Source organism: Pilosibacter fragilis (assembly GCF_032490495.1).
GTDB lineage: Bacteria > Bacillota > Clostridia > Lachnospirales > Lachnospiraceae > Pilosibacter > Pilosibacter fragilis.
The window spans coordinates 1-3,333 of record NZ_JAVYJB010000043.1 but is presented as its reverse complement, the minus strand read 5'-3'; the positions used below and the strand labels follow the sequence as shown (position 1 = coordinate 3,333).

The 3,333-nt window shown below is 40.7% G+C and carries 4 protein-coding genes and 1 pseudogene; 3 read left to right on the top strand and 2 right to left on the bottom strand.

What is annotated here, in order from left to right:
- The first annotated feature begins 169 nt into the window (after positions 1-169).
- The 3 genes from ABCW45_RS17575 (at position 170) to ABCW45_RS17565 (ending at position 2,511) form a co-directional block, all read left to right on the top strand.
- On the top strand, positions 170-1,210 hold the full coding sequence (locus ABCW45_RS17575) for a Fic family protein (RefSeq protein WP_343221282.1): 1,041 nt from the start codon (positions 170-172) through the stop codon (positions 1,208-1,210).
- Between the two features lie 277 nt (positions 1,211-1,487).
- Positions 1,488-2,075, top strand: a complete 588-nt coding sequence (locus ABCW45_RS17570) for a hypothetical protein (protein WP_343221281.1) — start codon at positions 1,488-1,490, stop codon at positions 2,073-2,075.
- A complete protein-coding gene (locus ABCW45_RS17565; RefSeq protein WP_343221280.1) occupies positions 2,026-2,511 on the top strand; it encodes a hypothetical protein in 486 nt (161 codons plus the stop codon). The genes ABCW45_RS17570 and ABCW45_RS17565 overlap by 50 nt, the downstream gene beginning before the upstream one ends.
- A 297-nt stretch (positions 2,512-2,808) precedes the next feature.
- Here ABCW45_RS17565 and ABCW45_RS17560 read toward each other — a convergent pair whose 3' ends face one another.
- Positions 2,809-3,024, bottom strand: a complete 216-nt coding sequence (locus ABCW45_RS17560) for a DUF6132 family protein (RefSeq protein ID WP_015552802.1) — start codon at positions 3,022-3,024, stop codon at positions 2,809-2,811.
- 1 nt (position 3,025) lies between these two features.
- A pseudogene (locus tag ABCW45_RS17555) lies at positions 3,026-3,205 on the bottom strand (FAD-dependent oxidoreductase); the annotation flags it as partial.
- Positions 3,206-3,333 lie beyond the last annotated feature (128 nt).

Sequence of the window (3,333 nt, the reverse complement as noted above, 5' to 3'; positions counted from 1 at the left end):
TCACGATATTTGGTCATATGAAGACCTCCCTCATAATGAATTAGCATCAAATTCGATGCTTACATCCATTATAAGAGTGGTTCCCTAATGACCGGAAGAGCGGTTTCCATCAATCCGGACAAGTGGTGTAAAAGTACCCGTAATATTCATCTGAAATGAGGTAGATAACATGAGAGCTTTTGATTATATAAAAGAGCCAGAAAAGTTGCTTACTCCTGAAATTGTGCAGATGATCGGAAAAATTCATGAGCACAAAGGTAAGCAAGAGTTATTTTTGGAAGCTAATATTGATGAAGTGAAAACCCTTCTTGAAGTCGCTTTGATTCAAAGTACAGGTGCTTCTAACCGTATTGAGGGTATTTATACAACAGATAAGAGATTGGAAGAATTGGTCAGCCAAAAGGCAGAACCAAGAAACCGATCTGAGCAGGAAATCTCAGGTTACCGAGAGGTGCTTTCTACAATCCACGAAAGCTATGAGTATATTGTGCCCAGACCTAATATTATTTTGCAGCTTCATCGTGATTTGTATTCCTACGCCGGTTCCGGTGGAGAATATAAAAATGCTGATAATGTAATTGCAGAAACAGATGCAGAAGGTCACCAGAAAGCAAGATTTATTCCGGTTCCTGCCTTTCAGACTGCGGAAGCTATGGATGAATTGTGCAGACAGTTTTTAGAAGCATGGAATACTGATAAAATTGATAGATTACTTTTGATACCTATGTTTATTCTGGATTTCCTCTGTATCCACCCTTTCAATGACGGAAATGGACGCATGAGCCGTTTACTGTCGCTTCTTTTGTACTATAAGGCAGTATATATTGTAGGAAAATATGTCAGCATGGAAATGTTGATTGAAAAAACAAAGGAAACTTACTATGAAGCATTGCAGGCAAGTTCGACAGGATGGCATGAAAATGAGAACAGCTATGAGCCTTTTGTTAAGTATTATCTGGGTATCATGTTGAAAGCATATAATGAATTTGAAAGCCGTGTAGAACATTTAAAGAACCGCACTCTTTCTAAGCCCGAAAGAATTAAAGCGATGATTGATCAGAAAGTTGGTAAAATCACAAAGAAAGAAATTATGGATGCTCACCCTGATATAAGCAAAACCACGGTGGAACGCACTCTGGCAGATTTAGTTAAGCGTGAGTACATTGCGAAGGTCGGTTCAGGTCCGGCTACAGGATATGTAAAAATCTAAGTCATAAATTATTTATCTACCTCATTTCATATACAGATGAGGTAGATATTTTTACGATGACGGAGATTATAAAACAGAAAATTGTGTCAGGTTGCAAAAATTCTTTCCGAACTTTTTACATAGCAGTCATGCATTACGGTGTGTGGCTGTTGTTTTTATAGAGTAATCTTTAGGAACCCTTCGGGTTGCCCTTGCGTACATTGATTCTCAAAAACCGATGTGATATAATTTGTAGCATAGACAAAGTGACAAATCGGAATTTTGTGGAGGCACATCAATGGAAACGATTTACGAAAAGTATATGGCACTTCCCATAGATAAGGGACTTTTATGTTTAGAATATGGAGATATTGCAGAGCCGTATTTTTGCTATCCCGTCAACGCAAAGCCAATCGGATTTGAAGGATGTATTCTGTATTGCTTTTTGCCGGAATATGGAGAAATGGTATTTGCCTGCAATCCAGAAAGTTGTGTAGACCAAAATGTATATCCATTAGCGGCAAATTTTGAAGATTTTATCCGTTTAATCTTGGCTTGTGGTACTGCTAACCCATTGGAGCAAATCGTTTGGATGGATAAAAATAAATTTGAAGAACACATGGCAAACGAAGAAAAAATACTGACCGATGAGCAGAGGACAGCGGCACAACAGCTACAGCGGGCATTAAGTTTGTTACCAATAGAAAATCCGTTTGAATATGTCAAATCCATTCAAAAAGATTTTGATGGTAGTAAAATACAATACAGTGATGAATACTATGAAGTTACCGGCATAGAGAACCCTAAAGGAACTAACACCCAAGATAAGCATTTAGTTGAAAGAAAAAGGCTTAGGCAACTACGACGATCTGACCGATCATATTGAAAATCTGTCTGCCCGGTTCGATGCGCTTTCTGATTCTATCAAGACCGCAGAGAAACGAATGGTTGAGGTTCAGACATTGCAGCAGCACATCAAAAATTATCGCAGCACAAGGCAAATCTATATCGAGTACCGTAAGTCTGGATATAGCAAAAAGTTCTTTGAGGAACACCGTCAGGAAATCACAATTCATAAAGCGGCGAAGCAAGCCTTTGACGAATTGCAGATTACAAAGCTCCCGTCCATGCAATCATTGTATGAGGAGTTTCATCAGCTGGCAGTCCAGAAGAAGAAAGATTATGCGGAGTACCGTCAGATCAGAAAAGAGAAAGAAGAACTGCTGATTGCCAAGCGGACGGTTGAAACGATTCTGAATATCGACAGACAGAAAGAGCAGGAAAAAGAACAAGAGAAAGAGGAAAAGAAGAACTTCCGTTAAAGCAAAAAGCCACGGTCTGCACTCCTCCAAAGGGTGCGGATCGTGGCTACTTTTTTGTATTTTACTTTGATATAATATGCTGATTATCGCCTGTCGGAAATAATCATGTCAATTCCTCGCTGCAGGGTTTCTGCGCCCATTGCTACAAAAATTACGGTAAATCCACTAACAAATCCCAATGCGCCCAACAAAGTCTTTTTGTGGTGTGTTGCCCACCGCCTGCAAAATAGGAGGTATAGATGGGCAGCATAGGAAGCAGTCAGGGCGATATGAAGGTGATGATTCCCTCCAGGAAGGCTACTGCATATTGCATGAACCGCTGCACCCCTTTCCGAACACACCTGACAACAGCCAACCGATAAAGCCCATATAGGCCATCGTGATAAAAGGGTTAGAAGTTAGCGGACAAGCTCCTGTGGAGCATCCCACAAAGTAGTAATATGCAAGGCCGACCAGAGCGCCGCCTGCGGTAAATAGAATTGGCTTCAGCCATTTTTTAATATTTTCTTTCATCTCATATTCCTCCTGCTAAATATTCCTCTGCATAGTGAACAGCGGTTGCCCCATCGGCTACAGCAGTCACGACCTGCCGCAATGCCTTTGTGCGGACATCCCCAACGGCGAATACACCGGGGATGTTGGTGCAGGTACTCTCATCTGCGATAATGTATCCAGCCGGATCAATCGTAATCTGATCTTTCACTGTTGTGGTCAAGCTTTTTTGTAACACTTGTGGCTAAAAAATAGTGCTTATCAATTTATGCTGCCGTCCTTGCTTCATATGGGGTTCGATAACCATTATAACTGTGTGGACGAACATGA